Raw genomic sequence first — 21900 nt, 5'->3', positions numbered from 1 at the left:
CTTCCTACAATGCCACATGTTCCCAGAAGTCGCCGCCGACTCGCCGCTGCTGCAGCACCTCAACCCCGAACAGCGCGCCGCCGTGGCGCTGCCGGCCGAGCACGCGCTCATCCTCGCGGGGGCCGGCTCCGGCAAGACCCGCGTGCTGACCACCCGGATCGCCTGGCTGCTGGCCACGGGCCAGATCGGCCCGGGCAACGTGCTGGCCGTCACCTTCACCAACAAGGCCGCCAAGGAGATGATGACGCGCCTGACGGCCATGCTGCCGGTGAACGTGCGCGGCATGTGGATCGGCACCTTCCACGGCCTGTGCAACCGCTTCCTGCGCGCGCACTACAAGCTCGCCAACCTGCCGCAGAGCTTCCAGATCCTGGACACGCAGGACCAGCTCTCGGCGATCAAGCGCCTGATGAAGCAGCACAACGTCGACGAGGAGCGCTTCCCCGCCAAGGAGCTGCAGTGGACGATCGCCGCCTGGAAGGAGGAGGGCCTGCGTCCCAACATGGTGGAGGTGCGCACCGAGGAAGACCGCCGCAAGGTCGAGGTCTACCAGCTGTACGAGGAGCAGTGCCAGCGCGAGGGCGTAGTCGACTTCGCCGAGCTGATGCTGCGCAGCTACGAGCTGCTGCGCGACAACGACCCCATCCGGGAGCACTACCGCCGCCGCTTCCACCACATCCTGGTCGACGAGTTCCAGGACACCAACAAGCTGCAGTACGCGTGGCTGAAGATGTTCGCGGGCGAGGGTAACGCGGTCTTCGCGGTGGGCGACGACGACCAGAGCATCTACGCCTTCCGCGGCGCGCGCGTGGGCAACATGGCGGACTTCGTGCGCGAGTTCCACGTGCAGCACCAGATCAAGCTGGAGCAGAACTACCGCAGCTTCAGCAACATCCTCGATTCGGCCAATGCGCTGATCGCGCACAACAAGACGCGCCTGGGCAAGAACCTGCGCACCGACCAGGGGCCCGGCGAGCCGGTGCGCGTGTACGAGGCGCCCACCGACATGGCCGAGGCGCAGTGGATGGTGGAGGAGATCCGCAACCTGGTGCGCGACGACGTGCCGCGCCACGAGGTCGCCGTGCTCTATCGCAGCAACGCCCAGAGCCGCGTGATCGAGACCTCGCTGTTCAATGCGGCCGTGCCTTACCGCGTGTACGGCGGCCTGCGCTTCTTCGAACGCGCCGAAATCAAGCACGCGCTCGCGTACCTGCGCCTGCTGGAGAACCCGAGCGACGACACGAGCTTCCTGCGCGTGGTGAACTTCCCGGCGCGCGGCATCGGCGCCCGGTCCATCGAACAGCTGCAGGACGCCGCGCGCGCGGCCGGGTGCTCGCTGCACGACGCCGTCAAGGCCACCACGGGCAAGGCGGGCGCCAACCTGGCCGCCTTCGTGCAGAAGGTCGACGAGATGCGCCGGGAAACCGAAGGCCTCACCTTGCGCGAGATCATCGAGGTGATGCTGCAGCGAAGCGGCCTGCTGGATCATTACAAGGCCGAACGCGATGGGGCCGACCGGGTCGAGAACCTGGAAGAACTGGTCAACGCGGCGGAGAGCTTCGTCACGCAGGAGGGCTTCGGCCGCGACGCCGTCGCCCTGCCCATCGACGAACTCGGTGCCAACGTGCTGCGCCAGTCTCCGGCGAGCCAGGGGCTGGACCCGAGCCTGCCGGAAGTGAACGAGCCCGCACCCGACTACGTGCCGCCCGATGCCGACACCGGCGAGACGCTCTCGCCGCTGGCCGCCTTCCTGACCCACGCGGCGCTGGAGTCCGGCGACAATCAGGCGCAGGCCGGGCAGGACGCCGTGCAGCTGATGACGGTGCACGCCGCCAAGGGCCTGGAGTTCGATTGCGTGTTCGTCACCGGGCTGGAAGAAGGCCTGTTCCCCAGCGAGCGTTCGCTGGCGGACTACGAGGGGCTGGAAGAGGAACGGCGCCTGATGTACGTCGCCATCACGCGCGCGCGCAAGCGGCTGTACCTGAGCCACTCGCAGACGCGGCTGCTGCACGGGCAGACCCGCTACAACGTGCGCAGCCGCTTTTTCGACGAACTGCCGGAAGGCGCGCTCAAGTGGCTGACGCCGAAGAACCAGAGCTTCGGCGGATCGGCCTTCGGCTTCGGCATGGGCTACCCCACGTCACGTGCGGGCAATTCGACCGCGACCGGCTACGGCCGCGGCAGCGAGACCTTCGCGAGCCCGCCGGTGCCGCCGCAGAGAGCGGAGCCGGCGCACGGGCTGAGGCCGGGCATGAAGGTCTTCCACACCAAGTTCGGCGAGGGCACCGTGCGCACGCTGGAAGGTTCGGGGCAGGACGCGCGGGCGCAGATCGACTTCCCGCGCCACGGCCAGAAGTGGCTCGCCCTCTCCGTGGCGAAGCTCACGCCGGTGACCTAGGAGCCTGCTCCTGGCGCCGCGCGCCAGTGGGGCGCACGCGGCTCAGGCCACGTACCAGTCGACGTCGCGCAGTGTCTTCAGGTACTCGTGGACCGGGGTGAGGCAGTGGTTCCGGTCGGCCCATTCCAGCTGCTCGTGGAAGGCCATGCGCTTGGCCAGCGGCGGCGTGGAAGCCCAGGCCGAACCCACGACCGGGTCCGGGGGCAGTCCGTCGCGACCAGGCTGATCCTGCAGGATGCGGTACATCTCCAGCCAGCGCGAAGGCTGGGGGCAGACGCGGTTGTCCTTGCGCGTGAGCCCGGTCACCTCGTAGAGCGTCACCTCGATCGGAGCGAGCTCGAGGCCGCCGTACGCCGGCATGTCCATCAGGCCCATGGGCTCGGTCGGCGCGTCCAGGGACGCTTCGAATTCCATCGGCACCGTGATCGGCTGGGTGTCCGGAAAGTCCTGGCTTATCGATGGCTTGATCATCGCTCCCCCTCACTCGCTCGCATCCGGCCAGTCTAACAAAGTCTTACAGTTAGCCAAGGGGGAATTTGCGCTTTCACGTCGACTCCGTCGCGGCAGCCCCATTCCCGTGCCGCCGCCGACGAACGGCCACCGAAGCCTCAGCGCGCCAGCGGGTGCACGTGGCCGGGATCCATGTAACCGGCTCCGTCCTTCACGCCCTTGCGACCGAGTTCCTGCCAGGCGGTGCGCTGGTCGGTGAGGGCCGCGAGCCGCTCCAGCTCTTCGTCCGTGTGGTTGATCGCAGGCGCGGCCGCCAACTGGCGGCCGGCGCGCGGCTGCGGGTCGACCCAGAACGACTGGTGGTACTGCGACCGGGAGAGCGCGCGGTCGGTCATGGTGGAGAGTTCCACCGTGCCGTAGCAGTTGCAGAAATAGGTGCGGCCGTCCGGTGCGATCTCGGTGTACACGCCGGTGCCCCGGATGCCGGCGGTGAGCGTCGGCGTGGTGATCTGGCGCGAGTTGCCCTTGCTCCACACGCTGACGATCGCGCCGGTGATCAGGCGCAGCACGCTGACCGCGTTCAGGGTGGCGCCGCGCTCCACCGTCATGCGCGAGTTCTGCCGCACCAGGAAGGCGGAGTTGCCCATCACGAACACCAGGTGCGAGTCCGGCCCGGTCTCGATCTGGTCGCCGGTCTGGATGTACTGGTCCTGCAGCAGCTTCTGGCCGTTGACGAAGGCATCGCCCGCCAGCTCCACGACGTTGCTGCGCTGCTGTGCGAGTGCGGCGCCATAGCCCCCCATCGCCGTCCAGGCCGCCGCCGCCTGCAGGAAGCTGCGCCGGCGATGCCAGAGCACTTCGGCTTCGGTGCGTCCTTGCAGGATGTGGTGGCTCATGGGTGGCTTTCTTCTCCGGGTGGGCCCGCTTCGCCCGTCGCGTCGTCGGCGCGGAAGCTGTCGCGGAACGTGAAATAGAGCGAGGTGGAAAACATCGCGACCAGGATCAGCACCGTGGGCACCATGATGCTGCGCGCCACCGCCAGTCCGCCGAGCATCAGGCCGACGCTGCTGACCAGGAAGCCGATGGCCACGAACACCATGACCCAGGCGACGCCGTACACCGCCAGCGCGCCGAAGTTGCGGAAGCAGGCGACGACGCTGAAGAACAGGCTCTTCACGGGCGTGACGCCGTGCCAGTGCACGAGCGCCGGCGCATGCCAGAACATCACCACCAAAGGCGAATGCAGCAGCAGGATCAGCAGCGTGCGCGTGTCCACCTCGGGCATCTGCGCATCGGCGGCCGCGCCGCTGCCGGCATCGCCGACCAGCAGCGTGCCCAGGCCGGTCGCGACCAGCGACCCCGCGGTGTAGATCGCGCCCAGGACCAGCATCGCGCGTGCGCGCTGGCGCCCGGCACGGAAGGCGCTGAGCAGCACGGTGGGCATGGGAAAGCGCCCGCTCGACGCCTCCGCGGATGCCGCCATCAGTCCCAGCGTGGCCGCCGGCACCAGCATGGCCCCGAGCATCGGGCCGAGAACGGGGATTTGCGAGATCACCAGCACCACCGCCATGTACATGAAGAACAGCCCCGTGAGCGCGAGCGGCTGCCGGAAGAACGTCCTCATGCCCAGTTTCACCCACTGGAGGCCGGTGCGCGCAGGAACGATGTTCAGTTTCACGGAAGGAGGCTCGGGTGTCGTTCTTCGATCACGGCGCAGTGACGGTTGTCCGCCCGCGTGCCGGCGCGGCGTGACGGATTTGGCGCAGGCCTGCAGCCCGGGTCGCCGTCGCAGTGGCCGTGCGCCGCATCAGGCCAGCACCGCAGCAGCGTTCACCGGACGGCGCACGCGCTCGCGCAGCACGCGCTCGAAGTGGCTCGGGTCGTGCGGCTTGAGCAGCGAGGCTTCGCGCGGAAGGTGGAAGTCCCACAGGCGGGAGATCCAGAAGCGCAGCGCGCCCGCCCGCAGCATGGCGGGCAGCAACTGGCGCTCCGCCGGCGTGAGGGGGCGCACGGCGGCATAGGCTTCGACGAACGCGCGCGCACGCGGAGCGTCGTGCGCGCCGGTGGCCAGGTCGATCGCCCAGTCGTTCAGGCACACGGCCAGGTCGAACAGCCAGCTGTCCACGCCCGCGAAATAGAAGTCGAAGAAGCCGCTGAGCCGCCCCTGCTCGAACATCACGTTGTCGCGGAACAGGTCGGCGTGCACAGGGCCGCGGGGCAGGGCCGCATAGGCGGCGCTCGCTGCCACATGGTTCTGGTACGCGAGTTCGCCGCGCAGGAGCATCGCCTGTTCCGGGCTCACGAAGGGCAGCACCACGGGAACGGTCTCGTTCCACCACGCCAGCCCGCGCAGGTTGGGTTGCCGCCGCTGGTAGTCGCGGCCCGCCAGGTGCATCCGCGCCAGCATGGCCCCGACCTGCGCGCAATGATCCGGCCCCGGCGCGAGTTCGTGCTGGCCCTCGAGCTTGTTCACCAGCGCCGCCGGCTTGCCGCAGACGGTGTGCAGGATGTCGCCACTGCGGTCCGCGGCCGGGTCCGGCACGGGGATGCCGTGCTGGGCCAGGTGCTTCATCAGGTGCAGGTAGAACGGCAGCTGCTCGAACGTGAGCCGCTCGAACAGCGTCAGCACGTACTCGCGCTGGCCGAACATGTCTTCGGCGGTGACGAAATAATTGGTGTTCTCGATCCCGCTCTGGATGCCGCGCAGCGTGCGCAGCTCGCCGAGGTTCAGCGCGCGCAGCAGCGCGCGTGCCTCGTCTTCCGAGACCTCCGTGAAAACAGCCATCTAGAAGCCGAAGACGTTCCAGACCCGCTGCTTGCGCTGCGCGAAGCCGTCGTGGCTGTCGGCGGCGCCAGCAGCGCCGGCCCCGCGCGCCAGGTCGGTGGGCTGCATCTCGTAGGCCGGCGCGCCCTTGGGCTGCACCTTCACGCTCTGGCTCTGCCCGCCGACGCGCACCTCGTCGATGCGGTTGCTCTTGTCTTCCACGGTGAGGTGTTCGATCTTCTGGTTCTTGCGCGGATCCAGCTTTTCGCGCTCCGCCGGCGCCTGTGCGAAGGCGGGCAGGGCGGCACCGAGGAGGACGAGCAGGACGAGACGCGTGCGCATACCCTGATTGTAGGCCGGGGCGAGGCGCGCGCTCCCGGACCCGCGTGGGCCCGGCAGGCACAATGTCCGCCATGAGCGAGACGGACGCAGTCCCCCAACCCGAACCCAAGGTGCTGCTGCTGGTGGACGGATCCAGCTACCTGTACCGGGCCTACCACGCGATGCCCGACCTGCGGGCCGTTCCCGGCGATCCGACCAGCGCCGCCACCGGCGCGATCCGCGGAATGATCAACATGCTGCAGAAGCTGCGCCGCGACATCCGCGCCGACTACGCGGCCTGCGTGTTCGACGCGCCCGGCAAGACCTTCCGCGACGAGGTCTTCCCCGACTACAAGGCGACGCGCTCGCCCATGCCCGACGACCTGCGCGCCCAGATCGAGCCGATCCACGAGGTGGTGCGCCTGCTCGGTTGGAAGGTGCTGAACGTGCCCGGCGTGGAGGCCGACGACGTGATCGGCACGCTGGCCTGCATGGCCACCCAGCGCGGGCTGGTGACGGTGATCTCCAGCGGCGACAAGGACTTGTCGCAACTGGTGAACGAGCACGTGACGGTGATCGACACCATGAACGACCGCAAGCGCGACATGACCGGCGTGGAGGTGGAGTTCGGGGTGCCGCCGCGCCTCATGGTGGACTACCAGACACTCGTCGGCGACTCGGTGGACAACGTGCCCGGCGTCGACAAGGTCGGGCCGAAGACGGCCGTCAAGCTGCTGAAGGAGTTCGGGTCCCTGGACAACCTGATCGAGCGGGCGCACGAGGTGAAGGGCGCGGTGGGCGAGAACCTGCGCAAGGCGCTGGACTGGCTGCCCAAGGGCCGGCACCTGCTGACCGTCCGGACGGACTGCGACCTGAAGGACCACATCCCGGGCTTCCCCGAGCTGGAGGACATCGTCATCGGCGGCCAGGACGTCGAGAAGCTGAAGGAGTTCTACGAACGCTTCGGCTTCAAGGGCCTGGTGAAGCAGCTGGAGGAGCACGCGGTGCCGCCGGAGCTGCTGGAGGAGCACGCGAAGGCGGGCCGCGCACGGCCGGTGCCGATCCAGCGCGGCGGCTACGAAGAGCCGGACCTCTCCGGGCTGTCGCAGGCCACGACGCTGCACTACGAAACGATCTTCACGTGGGAGCAGTTCGAGACCTGGCTGGGTCGCATCGAGGCGGCCGCGCTGGTCGCGCTCGACACGGAAACCGATTCGCTCGACGAGATGCTGGCGCGCATCGTGGGCCTGTCCTTCAGCACCGAACCGGGCCTGGCCGCCTACATCCCGCTGTCGCACGACTACCAGGGCGCGCCCGACCAGCTGCCGCGCGAGGAAGTGCTGCAGCGCCTGAAGCCCTGGCTGGAAAACCCGGACAAGCACAAGCTCGGCCAGCACGTGAAGTACGACCGCCACGTGTTCGCCAACCACGGCATCGAGGTGCGCGGCTACGTGCACGACACCATGCTGGAAAGCTACGTGCTGGAAGTGCACAAGCCGCACGGTCTCGCGAGCCTCGCCGAGCGGCACCTGGGGCGCACCGGCATCGACTACGAAACCGTTGCGGGCAAGGGCGCCAGCCAGATCGGCTTCAACCAGGTGCCGATCGACAAGGCCGCCGAATACTCCTGCGAGGACTCGGACCAGACGCTGGACGTGCACCTGGCGCTCTGGCCCAAGCTGGAGAACGACCGCAAGCTGCGCTTCATCTACGACCTGGAGATGGAGTGCAGCGAGGTGCTGTTCCGCATCGAGCGCAACGGCGTGCTGATCGACGCGCAGGCGCTCGCGCAGCAGGGCAACGAGCTGGGCAACCGCATCATGCAGCTGGAACGCGAGGCGCACGAACTCGCGGGCCAGCCGTTCAACCTGGGCAGTCCCAAGCAGATCGGCGAGGTGTTCTTCGTCAAGCTGGGGCTGCCGGTCGTGAAGAAGACGGCGAGCGGGGCGCCGAGCACCGACGAAGAGGTGCTGGAGAAGCTGGCGGAGGACTATCCGCTGCCGGCCAAGATCCTCGAGCACCGGGGGCTCTCGAAGCTGAAAGGCACGTACACCGACAAGCTGCCGCAGATGCAGCACCCGCGCACGGGGCGCGTGCACACGCATTACGCGCAGGCGGTGGCGGTGACGGGGCGGCTGTCCAGCAACGACCCGAACCTGCAGAACATCCCCGTGCGCACGGCGGAAGGACGGCGCATCCGCGAAGCCTTCGTCGCGCCGCCGGGATCGCGCATTGCGAGCGCCGACTACAGCCAGATCGAGCTGCGCATCATGGCGCACATCAGCGAGGACGAGGCGCTGCTGCGGGCCTTCCGCGAGAACATGGACGTGCACCGCGCCACCGCCTCGGAAGTGTTCGGGGTCGGCCTGGACCAGGTGTCGAGCGAGCAGCGCCGTTACGCGAAGGTCATCAACTTCGGCCTGATCTACGGCATGAGCAGCTTCGGGCTGGCGCGCAACCTCGGCATCGAGACGGCGGCGGCGAAGAGCTACATCGACCGCTACTTCCAGCGCTACCCCGGCGTGAAGCAGTACATGGACGAGACGCGGCTGTCGGCCAAGAGCAAGGGGTACGTCGAGACGGTGTTCGGCCGCCGGCTCTACCTGCCGGAGATCAATTCGCCCAACGGGCCGCGGCGCGGCAGCGCGGAGCGGCAGGCCATCAACGCGCCCATGCAGGGCACGGCCGCCGACCTGATCAAGCTGGCCATGGTGAAGGTGCAGCAGGTGCTCGACGCCCAGCAGCGCCGCACGAAGATGATCATGCAGGTGCACGACGAACTGGTGTTCGAGGTGCCCGAGGACGAGGTGGAGTGGTTGCGCGTCGAGATCCCGCGCATCATGGCCGGCGTGGCGGAACTGCGCGTACCGCTGCTCGCCGAGATCGGCGTCGGCGCCAACTGGGAAGAGGCGCATTGAGCTGGGGTTCGCTGGCGCTCACCGCCAGCCTACCGAATCCGGCCTCTCCCGTAGGCTGGCGGTGAGCGCGAGCGAACCCCAGCGAACCCCAGCCATCCAGCGAGACGTAGGCGCGCACCCACACTGCCCTGCGCGAAACGCGCGCCGCTGTCGCACGACGCCTGCCTAGACTGGGCGCTCCCATCGGGAGAGTCCATGGCAGAGAAAGATCGTCCCGAAGGGGACACCCCGTTTGAATCCACGACGGCCCTGGTGCTGCGCCCCGCAGCGCCGCCCGACGCGATCAACGTCCGCCTGAGCATCAATGGCCAGGTGCGCGAGTTGCAGCTCGACCCACGCACGTCCCTGCTCGACGCCTTGCGCGAGCACTTGCAGCTCACCGGCACCAAGAAGGGCTGCGACCACGGCCAGTGCGGCGCCTGCACGGTGCTGGTCGGCGGCCGCCGCATCAACAGCTGCCTCACGCTGGCGGTGATGCACGAGGGCGACGAGGTCACCACGATCGAAGGCCTGGGCCAGCCGGGCCAGCTCCATGCGCTGCAAGCCGCGTTCCTGAAGCACGACGGCTTCCAGTGCGGCTACTGCACGCCTGGGCAGATCTGCTCCGCGCAGGCCATGCTGCAGGAGCTGCGCGACGGCATGCCCAGCCACGTCACCGCAGACCTGCAGCAGCCGCCCGCATTCAGCGACGAGGAAATCCGCGAGCGCATGAGCGGCAACCTGTGCCGCTGCAGCGCGTACCCCAACATCGTCGCGGCGATCCGCGAAGTGGGGGAAGCGCGATGAAAGCCTTCACGTACGAGCGGGCGAGCAGCGTGGAAGCCGCCGCGCAGGCGGTGACGGGGCGCGAGGGCGCGAAGTTCATCGCCGGCGGCACCAACCTGCTGGACCTGATGAAGATCCAGGTCGAGACGCCCGTGCACCTGGTGGACGTCAACCGCCTGGGCCTCGACCGCGTCGAGGACACCCAGGAGGGCGGGCTGCGCATCGGCACGCTCGTGCGCAACAGCGACCTGGCCGCCGACGCACGCGTGCGTTCGCGCTATCCGGTGCTGAGCCGGGCGCTGCTCGCCGGCGCCTCGGCGCAGCTGCGCAACAAGGCCACCACCGGCGGCAACCTGCTGCAGCGCACGCGCTGCTACTACTTCTACGACCCCGGCAAGCCCTGCAACAAGCGCACGCCCGGCTCGGGCTGCGCCGCCCTCGGCGGCTTCACGCGCAATCACGCGATCGTCGGCACCAGCGAGCAGTGCATCGCCACGCATCCTTCCGACATGGCCGTGGCCATGCGCGTGCTCGATGCACAGGTGGAGACCGTCCAGGGCAGTGGTCGCAGGCGCGTGATCCCGATCGCCGATTTCTACCGGCTGCCGGGCGACACGCCGCACATCGACACCAATCTCGCCCACGGCGAGCTGATCACCTCCGTCGTGCTGCCGCCACCGCCGCCCGGCAAGCAGGTGTACCGCAAGGTGCGCGACCGCGCCTCGTATGCCTTCGCGCTGGTGTCGGTCGCGGCCATCGTCGACGCCGCCGACGGCGCGATCCGCAACGCCCGCCTCGCCTTCGGCGGCATCGCGCACCAGCCCTGGCGCGTGCCCGATGCCGAGCAGGCGCTCGCGAAGGCCCAGCCGCAGCAAGGGGCCGCGCAGGCCGCCGACGCGGTGCTGCAGGGCGCGCGCGGCTACGGCGACAACGACTTCAAGATTCCGCTGGTCCGCCGCGTGCTCGCCGGCGTGCTCCAGGAAGCAAGCGCCTGAGGGGACCCGCATGCAGATGAACCAACCGGCGCCGCGCAATGCGCTGGACGTCAACCGGCAAGGCCTCATCGGCCTGGCCCTCGATCGCGTCGATGGTCCGCAAAAGGTCAGTGGCACCGCGCCCTACGCCTACGAGGTGCAGGAGGCGCCGCAGCCGCCGCTGTACGGCTGGCTCGTGGAGGCCGCGATCGGTTGCGGCCGCATCGTTTCGGTGGACACGCGCGAAGCCGAGCGCGCGCCCGGCGTGGTCTTCGTGATGACGCACCTCAACGCACCGGAGCAGGCGGGCTTCCGGCTCACGGAGAGCCAGCGCTTCGATCGCCCGCATCCCAGCTTGGGCGATGCGGTGGTGCCGCACTACGGCGTGCCGGCGGCCTTCGTGGTGGCCGAGACCCTGGAGCAGGCCCGCGCGGCCAGCTTCCTCGTGCGCGTGGAGTACGAGTCCATGGCCGGCGAGTACGTGATGAAGGAGCATCTAGCCCAGGCCGAGAAGCCCGGCGAGGACGAAGGCAAGCAGCCGGACACGAGCGAAGGCGATTTCGAGACGGCGTTCGCCAGCGCCGATGTGCACGTGGATGTGCAGTACACGACGCCCGTGCACATCCACGCGCAGATGGAGCCGCACGCCACCACCGCGTGGTGGGAGGGCGACCGCGTCGTCGTGCATTGCTCGACGCAGCTCCTGGACAGCGCGCAGAAGCGCGTCGCCAACACGCTGCAGATTCCGCCGGACAAGGTGCGCATCGTCAGCCGCCATATCGGCGGCGGCTTCGGCGGCAAGCTGCCGGTGTGGGACGATGTGATCCTGTCCGTGCTCGCGTCGCGCGTGCTCAAGCGGCCCGTGAAGACGGCGCTCACGCGCCAGCAGATGTTCCACGTGACCAGCCACCGGCCCGACACGATCCAGCGCGTGCGCCTGGGCGCGGGCCGCGACGGCAAGCTGGTGGCGATCGCGCACGAGGGCTGGTGCCACTCGGCGCGCCTGGACGACTACCTGGAGCCGATGTGCACGTCCACGCGCTCGCTCTACGCGGCGCCCAACCGCATGACGCGCATGCGCCGCGTGAAGCTGGACCTGCCGGTCGCGGACTCCTGCCGCTCGCCGGGCGAGGCCGTCGGCATGCCGGTGCTGGAGTGCGCGATGGACGAACTCGCGTGTGCGCTCGGCATGGACCCGGTGCAACTGCGCATCGCCAACGAGCCCGAGGAGGATCCGGAGAAGCACGTGCCCTACTCGACGCGCCAGCTGGTGGCCTGCCTGGAAGAGGGCGCGCGACGCTTCGGGTGGGACCGGCGCAATGCGACGCCGGGTCAGGTGCGCGACGGCCGCTTCCTGGTCGGCATGGGCATGGCTTCCGCTTCGCGATCCAACAAGCTGCAGAAAGGCAAGTGCAAGGTGAAGCTGGGCGCCGACGGGGTGCTGGTCGCGCGCATGGCCATGACCGACATCGGAACGGGCAGCTACACGGTGTTGACGCAGATCGCCGCCGAGATGCTGGGCCTGCAGCCCGGGCAGGTGCGCATGGAGCTGGGCGACAGCGACTTCCCGGAGACGGCGGGCTCGGGCGGCTCCTTCGGGGCGGCCACCGCGGGTTCGGCCTTGTTCGAGGCCTGCGAGGCGCTGCGGCACAAGCTCGCCCAGTCGGCCGGCATCGCGCCGGAAGATGCCGTGTTCTCCGACGGGCAGGTGCACGGTAGTGGCAAGACCGCCTCCCTCGCGAAGCTCGCGGGCGCGGACGGCATCGAAGCCGATGGCGAGATCCAGCCCGGCGACATGGAGGAGAAGTACACGCAGATGTCGTATGGCGCGTTCTTCGCCGAAGTCGCGGTGGACACGCACAGCGGCGAAGTACGCCTGCGCCGCATGCTGGGCGTGTTCGCGGCCGGGCGCATCCTGAACGCGAAGACGGCGCGCTCGCAGTTGCTGGGCGGGATGGTGTGGGGAGTGGGCATCGCGCTCGAAGAGGAAGCGGCGATCGATGGGCGCTACGGCTACTTCGCCAACCACGACATCGCCGAGTACCACGTGCCCGTCCACGCAGACATCCCTGCCATCGAGGCGATCCTGCTGCCGGAAGTGGACGACAAGACCAATCCGCTGAAGATCAAGGGCCTCGGCGAGCTGGGCATCAGCGGCGCCGCCGGGGCGGTCGCCAACGCGATCTACAACGCCTGCGGCGTGCGCGTGCGCGATTTTCCGATCACGCTCGACAAGCTGCTGGCCGGCCTGCCGGAGTAGCGCCAGCGTCCCTTACGACTTCGGCTTGTCCGACCAGAGCACGCCGCCGGTGGCCCAGTCGGACGGCTTGATGTCGAACAGCAGGATGTCCACGGACTCGGGCTTGCTGCCCAGCGTGTCGACGCAGGCTTGCGTGAGTGCCTTGACGAGGTTGCGCTTCTGTTCCGGGGTGCGGCCTTCGAACAGGTCGACGCGAATGGTGGGCATGAGTTCTCCTGGTTGCAAAACCCCGTAGTCTGCTGCAGTCCGGACGCGGCGGGCCGAGGAGTCTGCCCGTCTCTCTGCCGCGTAGACTCCCAGACTCGCCGCTTTGTCCAGGAACGAACTCCCATGTCGAACGCCGACTTCGAGAACGATTTGCGCGCCCTGCTGCCGGGTGGCGCGCCCGCCAGCCGGCGCACGGCCCTCAAGGCCGCGCTCGGCGTGGGCTACGCCGCCGCGGCGGGACGGCTGGCGGCGCAGACGGCCATCCGCACGCCAAGCGAGGGGCTCGTCGCGGGCGAGATCACCTACCAGGTCAACGGCTTCCAGGTGCCCGCCTATCGCGCCGCGCCGGCGGGCCGCACCAACCTGCCCGTGGTGCTGGTCGTCCACGAGATCTTCGGCGTGCACGAGTACATCGCCGACACCGCACGCCGCCTCGCGCACGCGGGCTACCTGGCCATTGCGCCGGAACTGTTCGCGCGCCAGGGCGACCCCGGCGCGTACGGCGAGCTGGCGAAGCTGCAGTCCGAAGTCGTGGCCAAGGTGCCGGATGCGCAGGTGCTGGCCGACCTCGACGGCGCGCTGCACTGGGCGGCGGGCAACGGCGGCGATGCAAGCCGCGCCGGCATCACCGGCTTCTGCTGGGGCGGCCGCATCGCGTGGCTGTACGCCGCGCATGCGCCGGTGAAGGCCGGCGTGGCCTGGTATGGGCGGCTGGTGGGAACGACCAGCGAAGTCACGCCGCGCAACCCGATCGACCTGGGCGCGGCGCTGCGCGCGCCAGTGCTGGGGCTGTACGGCGGGGCCGATCCCAGCATCCCGCTGGAGACGATTGATAAGATGAAGGCGGTGCTGGCGAAGGGTTCGCCGGCGGCCCGTGCTTCGCACTTCGTGGTGTATCCCGATGCGCCGCACGCCTTCCACGCGGACTACCGGGCCAGCTATCGGCAGGGGCCGGCGGAGGACGGATGGAAGCGCGCGCTGGACTGGTTCCGCCAGCACGGCGTGGCCTGAGTGCGGCCAGCAGGAACAACAACAACGAACGGATGCACCGGCGCCGGTGCCGCAACGAGTCCTTGAATCTCCTCATCATCCTCCTTGCCACGTTGTGCGCCGGCATCGGCAGCGTGTGGCTCGCGGCTGCGCTGATGCGCCTGGGCTGGCAGCAGGGCACGGGCGGAGAGTCCCGCGGGCTGGCCGAGCAGCACCTGCTGAGCCTGGCCGCAGGCGCCTTGCTCTCCACCGCGTTCATGCACCTGCTGCCCGAAGCGATGCAGAGCGGGCGCGCGGCGCAACCGCTGTTCGCCACCTTGCTCGTGGGCCTCGTGTTCTTCTTCCTGCTGGACAAGGCGGAGCTGTGGCACCACGGGCATGAACACCACCACGGCGTCGAAGGCGAGCACCAGCGAGTGCACGACCATGCGCATGGCCACGACCATTCGCATTCGGATTCGCATGCACACGCGGACGCGCAGGCGCCGCGCCGTGCCGGCGGCTGGGCCGTGCTCACGGGCGACAGCGTGCACTGCTTCGGCGATGGCGTGCTGATCGCATCCGCGTTCGTCGCCAATCCGCGGCTGGGGCTGGTCGCCGCCTTCGCCGTGCTGGCGCACGAAGTGCCGCACCACATCGGCGACCTCGCCGTGCTGCGCCAATCCAGCGCGAGCCGCCGCGCCGCCCTGGTGAAGGTGTCGCTCGCCGGCGCCGTGACCCCGCTCGGAGGCCTGACCGGGTGGTGGATCATCGACCGGCTCGCGGGCTACCTGCCTTTCTTCCTGGTGGTGGCGAGCAGCAGCTTCATCTATGTCGCGCTGGCCGACCTGATTCCGCAACTGCAGAAGCGGCTGGGCGCGCGCGAAACGCTCGCGCAGATCGCGTGGCTGCTGCTGGGCATCGCGCTCGTCATCGTCGTGAGCACGCTCGCGCACGAGTAGGTGCGACGCGGCACGCCGCGCACCAAGGTTCCGTGTGCACAGGAACGCAATCGCAGTCCTACATGCCATCGGAGCTTGTCCGACAGGAGGGCCTCCTGCGCGGTCCTACGCTGAGTGGTCGATGGAGGACACGGCCCTTTCCATGAGCTGCAAGAAGCCTTCGTCGCAAATGAACCCACATTCATCGAAGGAGAGCATCAACATGGCGTCTCGTGACTACGAAGACCGCGAGCGGCAGGGCCGCTGGGGCAGCAGCAGCGGCAGCGGCAGCGACCCGCAGCAGGATCGCGGACAAGGCTACGGCGGCAGCGAATTGCGCAGCAACTGGCAAGGACAAGGCGGCCAGGGCGCCCAGGGCTCCGGCGGAGCGCAGGGCCGCTCGGGCTCCGAATTCGGCTCGCAGCAGTCTTCGGGCTATGGAGGCTATGGCGGCGAAGCCCATGGCTACGGCCGCGGCTCGTCCGGCTCCGACTACGGACAGGGCCAGGGCGGCCAGGGGCAGGGCGGCTGGGGTCGCGAGTCCGGTGGCATGCAGTCGCCCGGCTACGGCGGCTCGGGTGGCAGCTACGGCCAGGGCGGCCAGACCTACGGCCAGTCCTCTTTCGGCCAGGGTGGTCAAGGTGGCCAGGGTGGCCAGGGCAGCTGGGGCGGCCAGGCAGGCCAGACCGATTGGCAGCGTTATGGCGCCCAGCAAGGCGCCTGGAGCGGTGGCCAGGGCGGCGGCATGCACGGCAGCTACGGCCAGGGCAGTGGCATGGGCGGCAGCAGCTACGGCCAGATGGGCAGCAGCGGCGTCGGTAGCAACAGCAGCTACGGCCAGATGGGCGGCGGCACGTATGGTCAAGGCGGTGGCGGCTATGGCGGCAGCCCGGGCTACGGGCAGGGCGGCGGCGGCTACGGCAGCACGCAAGGCTGGCAAGGTGGCCAGGGGCACAACCAGCCGCCCGGCTACGGCGGCCAGGGCGGCTACGGCAGCCACGGCGGCGGCATGGGCAGCATGGGCCAGGGCCCACAAGGCCAGGGCTACGGCGGCGGCACGAGCGGCGGCTACGGCAGCAGCCAGGGCAACTTCGGCGGCGGCGGCATGGGCAGCTACGGACAGGGCGGCTACGGCGGCAGCCACAGCCAGGGTGGCAGCCAGGGCGGCAGCTACGGCGGCAGCGGCGCGGGCTATGGCCAGAGCGACTGGGGGCAGGGGGGTGGCGGGTACGGCAACCAGGGCTCCAGCTACGGCCAGGGCGGCACGGGCTCGCACACGCACGTCGGCGGCCAGCACCACGACCCGGACTATCACCAGTGGCGCGAGGAACAGATTCGCAACCTGGACAACGACTACCAGAACTGGCGCCAGGAACGCTATCGCAAGTTCAGCGACGAGTTCACCAGCTGGCGCAACAGCCGCAGCGGCGGCCAGGGGCAGAACAGCATGGCCGGCTCGTCCGGTTCGGGCAGCAGCGGCTCGCAGGGCAGCCCGGGCGCGGCCGGCTCGCAGCAAGGCTCGGGCTCATCGGGGGGTTATGGCTCCACCGGCCAGAGCGGCTCGAGCAGCCTTGCCGGCTCCAGCGGCATGGGCGGCGCGGGCAGCACCATGAGTGGCGGCAGCGCCGGCAGTAGCGGCAGCGCCGGCAGTAGCGGCGCCAGCGGCAGTAGCGGCACCACCGGCAGTAGCGGCAGTAGCGGCAGCGGCAGCACGGGATCGAGCAGCACGGGCAGCAGCGGCTCAGGCAGCAGCGGCTCGAGCAGCACGAAGAAGTGAGGCACTGAGCGAGCAATCCGGCGGCGCCGCGCAAGCGGCGCCGCATTTCTTTGTCCGGGGAGAGACCATGCAACAACGATTCATCGCCGCGCCCGTCCTGCTGGTGCTGGCACTCGCACTGCCCGCGGCGCATGCACAGGCAGGCGCGGGCACTTCCATGACCGGCGGACAAGCCGCACCCGCGGCGCAGCCCGGCACCGGCACGCGCAACACCCCGCCGCCATCGCAGAAGATCGCGCGCGGCGACCGCAAATTCATCGAGCAGGCCGCGGACAGCGGCATGTTCGAGGTGCAGGTCGCGCAGCTCGCGGCCAGCAAGGCCACCGACCCGCAGGTGCGCAGCTTCGCCAACATGCTGGTGGACCAGCACACGGCTGCGAACAACGAGCTGGTGAAGATCGCCAACGCGCGCGGCGTGGAGCTGCCGCCGGCGCCGCGTCACTCACTGCGGGGGGAGATCGACAAGCTCGGCAAGAAGAGCGGCGCGGAGTTCGACCGCGACTTCGTGCGCCAGGTGGGCATCAAGGCGCACGAGCAGGACATCAAGACCTTCGAGAAGGCCAGCAAGGACGTCAAGGACCCGGAGCTGAGGGCCTTCGCGCAGAAGTCCCTGCCCACGCTGAGGGAGCATCTCGCCGCGGCGCAGAAGCTGCCCGAATCGGGCCAGAATGCGGCAACGATGGGCGGCAGCAAGCATTGACGCCCGCGCGCTCGTCGGCATGACCCGGAGGTCCCCCATGCCCCGTCCCTCTCTCCCCGCGCTTGCAGCCGCGGTGCTTTTCACGCTCGTGTCCGCAGGCGCTGCCGCGGCCCAGGCCTATGCGCCCTCGGCCGCCGCGCAGGCGAAGCCCTTGCCGACGGTGCAGCGGCTGGAGCGGCGCTTCCTGCAGATCGCCGCAGCCAACCTGCGCTTCGAGGCCGAGGCTTCCCGCCTCGCGCAGGACCGCACGAACAATCCCGCGGTCAAGGACCTCGCCAGCACGCTGCTCTCGCGCCAGCAGACGGTGCAGCCGGAGATGCTGCGCCTGCTGCACGTGCGGGGCATGGCGCCGCCTATGCCGAGCAACCGGCAGTCGAAGGTGCTCAAGCAACTGGGCAAGCTCAACGGCGCCAAGTTCGACCGGCTCTTCGTCGACGAGGTGGTGCTGACCTCCGCGCAGGCGGACATCGCCAACTACGAGAAGGTGGCGGCGCAGGCGGAGGACCCGGTGCTCAAGGCCTGGGCCGAACGCCAGCTGCCGTCGCTGCGCTTCTCCTATGCGAAGGCCGGCAAGGCCCTGCCCAGCGCATCGCTGCGCGGGCAGCGCGCAGTCTGAGCGTGCCTACTCGACGCCGTAGCCGGTCACGCGCCAGTGGCCGTCGGACTCGCGCACCGTGGTCACCAGCTCGATGACCTTCTCCTTCTTGGCGAACTTGGACGTGAAGGCGATCGTCACGTAGTCGCCCGCGGGGCGACCGGGCAGGGTCTTCCGGTAGATGGGGACGCCGGGCTCGCGCTCGACGAAGGCCCCGAAGGGGTCGCGCAGCTTGGGCACGTTGTCCATCCAGGTGCCCAGGGGGACGGAGGCGCGGAACACCTGGCTCGACGCGTCCCAGGCGGTGCCCCAGTCCTTGCGATCCAGCAGCAGCAGCCAGGCGTGCGCCGCGTTGAGGCCGGCCTTCTCATACTCCGGGTTGCTGACAATGCCGTTGTCGGCAGGCGCGGTCGCGGACGCTGCGGCAGCGGCCGGCTTCGCCGGCGTCTGCGCATGCGCGGCCAGCGCGCAGGCCACCAGGCCGGCGGCCACGAGGGAACGGCGGAAACTCGACTTCATGCAATGGCTCCAGGGAAACACGGGGTGCAGTCTAGCGGCTCGCGCCCGCCCTCCTGCCGGGCTGGGATCATTTACCGGGCGTTTACCGCGAGCAGCTCGCGCATCATCCGGGCGCCGACCTGGCCCTGGTCCTCGTGGTTCGTGTTGAAGATCACGTGCACGCGCCGGGCCTGCGTGGAAAGATGCGCGATCTCCGGCAGCATGGCCGCGAGTTCGTCGGCGCTGTACTGGTAGTCGAAGCGGCTCGACGAGGCGGCCAGCCCTTTCTTGTTCCAGGTCTCCTTGTTGCGCCCGTGCAGGCGCACGATGGCCAGGCGCGGATTGGTCACGTCCCACACGCAGGGCACGCAGTTCGCGAAGCCCTGGGGCGAGTCGACCACAGTGTGCACGAGCCCCAGTTCGCGCTCCCAGGCGAGCGTGCGCTCGAGGTGCTCGCCGAAGAACCAGGTGTCGTGGCGGAACTCCGCGGCCACCAGGTGTCCCTGCATCTGTTCGGCGCAGTGCTCCACGTGCGCCATGCTCTCGCGGTTGCGCAGCAGCCAGGGCGCGAACTGGAAGTGCACGGCCCCCAGCTTGCCCGCGGCCTGCAGCGGCGCGAGCGCCGCGCGGAACCGCCGCCACAGCTCCGCGCGGATCTCCGTCGGCAGCTTGTCGTAGTAGAGGGTGCGAGGGAGCTGCGGACCGAGCGCCTTCTGCAGGTCGCGATCGAGCGCCGTCGGCAGCGCCTGGTGGCCCGTGAACAGGCGGAAGGCCTTGACGTTGAAGGTGAAGCCCTCGGGCGTGCGGTCGGCCCACAGCTGCGCGGTCTGCGGCAGCGGCATGGCGTAGTAGCTGGAGTCGACCTCCACCAGCGGGAACTCGCGCGCGTAGAAGCGCAGGCGCTGTTCCGCCGTCGTGCAGCCCCGCGGATAGAAGCGGCCGCAGGCGATCAGCGTCTTGTCGGTCCACGATGCGGTGCCGACGAGGATGTTGGAGTCCACTGGATTAATATACAGCCATCGAGCGCTGGGGTTCGCTTCGCTCACCACCAGCCTACGAGACACAACCCGCATGCAGTCGCCCGACCCCCTCGCCGCCCTCAATTCGCAGCAACGTGAAGCCGCCACCCATGGCACCGGCGACAGCGCGGCCGACACGCGGCCACTGCTCGTGATCGCCGGCGCGGGCTCGGGCAAGACCAACACGCTCGCGCATCGGGTCGCCAACCTGATTCGCCACGGCGCCGACCCGCAGCGGATGATGCTGCTGACTTTCAGCCGGCGCGCGGCGCAGGAGATGGAACGGCGCGTCGGCACCGTGCTGCAGCAGGCGCTCGGGCTCGCCGGCAAGCAGGCCTTGCCCGGGCTGCCCTGGAGCGGGACCTTCCACGCGATCGGCGCGCGCCTTCTGCGCGAGTACGCGGCGCGCATCGGCCTGGAGGACAGCTTCACCATCCACGACCGCGGCGACGCCGAGGACCTCATGGGGCTGGTGCGGCACGAGATCGGGCTGTCCGAGGCGCGCAAGCGCTTCCCGCTCAAGGGCACGTGCCTGGGCATCTATTCGCGGGTGATGAACACCTGCGATCCGCTCGGCCTCGTGCTGCAGTCCACCTACCCGTGGTGCACGCAGTGGGAAGACGAGCTGAAGAAACTGTTCGGCGCCTACGTCGAGGCCAAGCAGCAGCAGAACGTGCTGGACTACGACGACCTGCTGGCGTTCTGGGCCGACATGATGGCCGAGCCCGCGCTCGCACAGGAGGTCGGTGCGCGCTTCGACCACGTGCTCGTCGACGAGTACCAGGACACCAACGCGCTGCAGGCGCAGATCCTGCTCGCGCTGAAGCCCACCGGCCAGGGCGTCACGGTGGTCGGCGACGATGCGCAGAGCATCTATTCCTTCCGCGGCGCCACGGTGCGCAACATCCTCGACTTTCCCCACCGGTTCGCGCAACCGGCGCGCGTGGTCACGCTGGAGCGCAACTACCGCAGCACGCAGCCCATCCTCGACGCGAGCAATGCCGTGATCGCCGCCGCGCGCGAGCGCCACAGCAAGAACCTGTTCACCGACAAGACGGCCAGCCAGCGCGCGCAGCTGGTGCTGGTGCCCGACGAGGCGCAACAGGCGCGCTGGGTGGCCGACCAGGTGCTGCGCCAGCGCGAGGCCGGCACCGCGCTGAAGGGGCAGGCCGTGCTCTTTCGCGCCAGCCACCACAGCGCCGCGCTGGAGCTCGAACTGGCGCGGCGCGACATTCCCTTCGTGAAGTTCGGCGGCCTCAAGTTCCTGGAGGCCGCGCACATCAAGGACCTGCTGGCGGTGCTGCGCTTCGCGCACAACCCGCGCGGGCGCATGGCGGGCTTCCGGGCCGTGCAGCTCGTGCCTGGCATCGGCGCGGCGAGCGCCACGCGCCTGCTCGATGCCATGGGTGAAGCCGGCGACCCGCACCGCGCCTTGCAGGAGTTCGAGCCGCCCGCCGCTGCGCGCGAGGACTGGAGCCGGCTCGCCAGCCTGTTTGCCAGCCTGGCGCAACCCGGGCTCGCCTGGCCGGCCGACATGGAGCTGGCGAAGGAGTGGTACCTGCCGCAACTGGAGCGCCTGCACGAGGACCCGCAGGTGCGCAAGCTCGACATCGAACAGCTCGCGCGCCTGGCCGCCGGCTACGGCAGCCGCGAGCGCTTCCTGACCGAGCTGACGCTCGATCCGCCCGAGGTCACCAGCGACCAGAGCGGACCGCCGCTGCGCGACGAGGACTACCTCATCCTGTCGACGATCCACAGCGCCAAGGGACAGGAGTGGCACGCGGTGCACGTGCTCAACGTGGTCGATGGCTGCATTCCCAGCGACATGGCCACCGGCACGACCGAGGAGATCGAGGAGGAGCGGCGCCTGCTCTATGTGGCGATGACGCGCGCCAAGGAGCAACTGCACCTGCTCGTGCCGCAGCGTTTCTACGTCACGCAGCAATCGGGTGGCGGCGACCGCCATGTGTACGCGGGCCGCACGCGGTTCGTGAGCGAGGGCATGCTCGCGCATTTCGAGCAGGTCGCGTGGCCGCCGGCGCCGGCATCGCTGGGCGCTCCCGGCGTGCAGCCGCAGGCGCCCTTGATGCAGGTGAGGGCGCGCGCCCGCGCGGCCTGGAAGTAGCGGCCACCGGGAAGTTCCAGGCCCGGGCGCATCCAACGATGCCGTCCTACATCGAGCCGCGTGCCGCGCCGACACGAGGCAACAGCACCGTCCCTACAGTGCCGCAGTTGACGGCACGGTGCTGCGCGCCCATGCGCTCCGGAGCATGCGCACCTTGCCCACCCGAGGATCGCCACGGGCAGGGCGATTCCTACGCGGAGCCACCGGGTTGATCCGACA

Annotated in this window: 19 protein-coding genes; 11 read left to right on the top strand and 8 right to left on the bottom strand. The window is 69.5% G+C overall.

All coding sequences use genetic code 11. The features are described 5' to 3' along the window. The first annotated feature begins 16 nt into the window (after positions 1-16). Positions 17-2398, top strand: a complete 2382-nt coding sequence (locus JJB11_RS11985; RefSeq protein WP_201170986.1) for a UvrD-helicase domain-containing protein — start codon at positions 17-19, stop codon at positions 2396-2398. Between the two features lie 42 nt (positions 2399-2440). On the opposite strand, the gene JJB11_RS11980 is transcribed toward JJB11_RS11985, so the two are convergent. The 5 genes from JJB11_RS11980 to JJB11_RS11960 all read right to left on the bottom strand — a co-directional run bounded on the left by JJB11_RS11980 (position 2441) and on the right by JJB11_RS11960 (position 5954). Continuing rightward, positions 2441-2869 carry a hypothetical protein gene (locus tag JJB11_RS11980; protein ID WP_201170985.1) on the bottom strand — a complete coding sequence of 143 codons (429 nt, stop codon included), beginning with the start codon at positions 2867-2869 and terminating at the stop codon, positions 2441-2443. Positions 2870-3006: 137 nt separating this feature from the next. Further along, on the bottom strand, positions 3007-3744 hold the full coding sequence (locus JJB11_RS11975; protein WP_201170983.1) for a FecR family protein: 738 nt from the start codon (positions 3742-3744) through the stop codon (positions 3007-3009). Further along, the gene (locus tag JJB11_RS11970) at positions 3741-4526 is read right to left on the bottom strand and encodes a BPSS1780 family membrane protein (RefSeq protein ID WP_201170982.1); all 786 of its coding nucleotides are present in this window, start codon (positions 4524-4526) and stop codon (positions 3741-3743) included. Before JJB11_RS11970 ends, JJB11_RS11975 begins: the two co-directional genes overlap by 4 nt. Positions 4527-4655: 129 nt before the next feature. Beyond that, positions 4656-5633, bottom strand: coding sequence for a homoserine kinase (locus tag JJB11_RS11965; protein ID WP_201170981.1), 978 nt, complete (start codon positions 5631-5633; stop codon positions 4656-4658). Then, on the bottom strand, positions 5634-5954 hold the full coding sequence (locus JJB11_RS11960; RefSeq protein WP_201170979.1) for a hypothetical protein: 321 nt from the start codon (positions 5952-5954) through the stop codon (positions 5634-5636). Between the two features lie 71 nt (positions 5955-6025). Between JJB11_RS11960 and polA the strand changes: the two genes are divergently transcribed. From polA to JJB11_RS11940, 4 genes are all read left to right on the top strand, one after another. Then, complete coding sequence (polA, locus tag JJB11_RS11955) at positions 6026-8851, top strand: DNA polymerase I (protein WP_201170977.1); 2826 nt, start codon at positions 6026-6028, stop codon at positions 8849-8851. A gap of 195 nt (positions 8852-9046) precedes the next feature. Then, the gene (locus JJB11_RS11950) at positions 9047-9637 is read left to right on the top strand and encodes a 2Fe-2S iron-sulfur cluster-binding protein (RefSeq protein ID WP_201170975.1); all 591 of its coding nucleotides are present in this window, start codon (positions 9047-9049) and stop codon (positions 9635-9637) included. Further along, positions 9634-10611: an FAD binding domain-containing protein gene (locus JJB11_RS11945; RefSeq protein ID WP_201170974.1), complete on the top strand. Its 978-nt coding sequence runs from the start codon at positions 9634-9636 to the stop codon at positions 10609-10611. Before JJB11_RS11950 ends, JJB11_RS11945 begins: the two co-directional genes overlap by 4 nt. A gap of 10 nt (positions 10612-10621) precedes the next feature. Continuing rightward, on the top strand, positions 10622-12850 hold the full coding sequence (locus JJB11_RS11940; protein WP_201170971.1) for a xanthine dehydrogenase family protein molybdopterin-binding subunit: 2229 nt from the start codon (positions 10622-10624) through the stop codon (positions 12848-12850). Positions 12851-12862: 12 nt separating this feature from the next. Here JJB11_RS11940 and JJB11_RS11935 read toward each other — a convergent pair whose 3' ends face one another. Beyond that, complete coding sequence (locus JJB11_RS11935; protein WP_277988819.1) at positions 12863-13075, bottom strand: 4-oxalocrotonate tautomerase; 213 nt, start codon at positions 13073-13075, stop codon at positions 12863-12865. A 105-nt stretch (positions 13076-13180) separates the two neighbouring features. Here JJB11_RS11935 and JJB11_RS11930 point away from each other — a divergent pair, with 105 nt between their 5' ends. The 5 genes from JJB11_RS11930 to JJB11_RS11910 all read left to right on the top strand — a co-directional run bounded on the left by JJB11_RS11930 (position 13181) and on the right by JJB11_RS11910 (position 18060). Then, on the top strand, positions 13181-14068 hold the full coding sequence (locus JJB11_RS11930) for a dienelactone hydrolase family protein (RefSeq protein ID WP_201170967.1): 888 nt from the start codon (positions 13181-13183) through the stop codon (positions 14066-14068). A 62-nt stretch (positions 14069-14130) separates the two neighbouring features. Then, complete coding sequence (locus JJB11_RS11925) at positions 14131-14988, top strand: ZIP family metal transporter (protein WP_201170965.1); 858 nt, start codon at positions 14131-14133, stop codon at positions 14986-14988. Positions 14989-15190: 202 nt separating this feature from the next. Continuing rightward, a complete protein-coding gene (locus tag JJB11_RS11920) occupies positions 15191-16744 on the top strand; it encodes a hypothetical protein (RefSeq protein WP_201170962.1) in 1554 nt (517 codons plus the stop codon). A gap of 67 nt (positions 16745-16811) precedes the next feature. Continuing rightward, positions 16812-17444, top strand: a complete 633-nt coding sequence (locus JJB11_RS11915; RefSeq protein ID WP_201170959.1) for a DUF4142 domain-containing protein — start codon at positions 16812-16814, stop codon at positions 17442-17444. Between the two features lie 37 nt (positions 17445-17481). After that, positions 17482-18060, top strand: a complete 579-nt coding sequence (locus JJB11_RS11910) for a DUF4142 domain-containing protein (protein ID WP_201170956.1) — start codon at positions 17482-17484, stop codon at positions 18058-18060. Between the two features lie 6 nt (positions 18061-18066). Here JJB11_RS11910 and JJB11_RS11905 read toward each other — a convergent pair whose 3' ends face one another. After that, entirely contained in the window at positions 18067-18558 is a 492-nt protein-coding gene (locus tag JJB11_RS11905; protein ID WP_201170954.1) for a DUF4019 domain-containing protein, read from the bottom strand. 71 nt (positions 18559-18629) lie between these two features. Next, positions 18630-19538 carry a DUF72 domain-containing protein gene (locus JJB11_RS11900; protein WP_201964786.1) on the bottom strand — a complete coding sequence of 303 codons (909 nt, stop codon included), beginning with the start codon at positions 19536-19538 and terminating at the stop codon, positions 18630-18632. Positions 19539-19608: 70 nt separating this feature from the next. On the opposite strand from JJB11_RS11900, the gene JJB11_RS11895 reads away from it, so the two are divergent. Next, on the top strand, positions 19609-21681 hold the full coding sequence (locus JJB11_RS11895) for an ATP-dependent helicase (protein WP_201170950.1): 2073 nt from the start codon (positions 19609-19611) through the stop codon (positions 21679-21681). Positions 21682-21900: the final 219 nt, after the last annotated feature.

Source organism: Ramlibacter ginsenosidimutans, assembly GCF_016654015.1.
Lineage (GTDB): Bacteria > Pseudomonadota > Gammaproteobacteria > Burkholderiales > Burkholderiaceae_C > Ramlibacter > Ramlibacter ginsenosidimutans.
The sequence above is the reverse complement of the archived record's forward strand: the minus strand, read 5'-3'. Positions and strand labels throughout refer to the sequence as shown.

Bases quoted from the DNA above. Each gene is read 5' to 3' on its own strand.
- JJB11_RS11975 (WP_201170983.1), bottom strand. From the start codon at position 3,744: ATGAGCCACCACATCCTGCAAGGACGCACCGAAGCCGAAGTGCTCTGG.
- JJB11_RS11940 (WP_201170971.1), top strand. From the start codon at position 10,622: ATGCAGATGAACCAACCGGCGCCGCGCAATGCGCTGGACGTCAACCGG.
- polA (WP_201170977.1), top strand. From the start codon at position 6,026: ATGAGCGAGACGGACGCAGTCCCCCAACCCGAACCCAAGGTGCTGCTG.
- JJB11_RS11895 (WP_201170950.1), top strand. From the start codon at position 19,609: ATGCAGTCGCCCGACCCCCTCGCCGCCCTCAATTCGCAGCAACGTGAA.
- JJB11_RS11980 (WP_201170985.1), bottom strand. From the start codon at position 2,869: ATGATCAAGCCATCGATAAGCCAGGACTTTCCGGACACCCAGCCGATC.
- JJB11_RS11960 (WP_201170979.1), bottom strand. From the start codon at position 5,954: ATGCGCACGCGTCTCGTCCTGCTCGTCCTCCTCGGTGCCGCCCTGCCC.
- JJB11_RS11930 (WP_201170967.1), top strand. From the start codon at position 13,181: ATGTCGAACGCCGACTTCGAGAACGATTTGCGCGCCCTGCTGCCGGGT.
- JJB11_RS11950 (WP_201170975.1), top strand. From the start codon at position 9,047: ATGGCAGAGAAAGATCGTCCCGAAGGGGACACCCCGTTTGAATCCACG.
- JJB11_RS11985 (WP_201170986.1), top strand. From the start codon at position 17: ATGTTCCCAGAAGTCGCCGCCGACTCGCCGCTGCTGCAGCACCTCAAC.
- JJB11_RS11915 (WP_201170959.1), top strand. From the start codon at position 16,812: ATGCAACAACGATTCATCGCCGCGCCCGTCCTGCTGGTGCTGGCACTC.
- JJB11_RS11910 (WP_201170956.1), top strand. From the start codon at position 17,482: ATGCCCCGTCCCTCTCTCCCCGCGCTTGCAGCCGCGGTGCTTTTCACG.
- JJB11_RS11905 (WP_201170954.1), bottom strand. From the start codon at position 18,558: ATGAAGTCGAGTTTCCGCCGTTCCCTCGTGGCCGCCGGCCTGGTGGCC.
- JJB11_RS11965 (WP_201170981.1), bottom strand. From the start codon at position 5,633: ATGGCTGTTTTCACGGAGGTCTCGGAAGACGAGGCACGCGCGCTGCTG.
- JJB11_RS11920 (WP_201170962.1), top strand. From the start codon at position 15,191: ATGGCGTCTCGTGACTACGAAGACCGCGAGCGGCAGGGCCGCTGGGGC.
- JJB11_RS11945 (WP_201170974.1), top strand. From the start codon at position 9,634: ATGAAAGCCTTCACGTACGAGCGGGCGAGCAGCGTGGAAGCCGCCGCG.